Annotated in this window: 2 protein-coding genes; both read left to right on the top strand. The window is 61.0% G+C overall.

The window, feature by feature from the left end; genetic code table 11:
- Positions 1 to 279: IS66-like element accessory protein TnpA (locus ACXAH0_RS25145; RefSeq protein WP_475196034.1), on the top strand; the 279-nt coding region annotated here is incomplete at its 5' end.
- Positions 276 to 433: IS66 family insertion sequence element accessory protein TnpB (tnpB, locus tag ACXAH0_RS25140; RefSeq protein ID WP_475196039.1), on the top strand; the 158-nt coding region annotated here is incomplete at its 3' end. The genes ACXAH0_RS25145 and tnpB, both read left to right, overlap by 4 nt.

The following is a 433-nucleotide window of genomic DNA, read 5'->3' as shown; positions in this document are numbered from 1 at the left end:
CGGTATTCTGCGAATGCCAATATGATCCACAATTGGCTGAAGGATCCCCGGTTTGCGCGAATGCCAGTTGATCCGGGCCACGTCGAGGAAGCGTCTTTCGTTGAGTTGGAACTGGCCCCGGCAGCTTGCCCTGCCCCGCCAGGGGTGGTTGTCCCGCCCCCGGAACCTGTCTGTGCAAGCCGGGTTGATATTACCCTTTCGGATGGCCGAAGGGTGTTGATCGAAGGCCCAACGGCCCTGGCCGCGGTGATGGGACTGGTTCAGGGTTTGATGGAGTGATCCCGGTTCCATCGAACACCCGAGTTTGGCTGGCGGCCGGTGTGACGGACATGCGGCGCGGCTTCAACTCTTTGGCCGCACAAGCCGAACAGGTTCTCGCGGAAGATCCTTATTCTGGGCACCTGTTCGTGTTCCGCGGTCGGCGGGGTGATCT

The sequence above is a fragment of the Roseibium sp. AWQ4_290 genome (assembly GCF_056160985.1).
The sequence above is the reverse complement of the archived record's forward strand: the minus strand, read 5'-3'. Positions and strand labels throughout refer to the sequence as shown.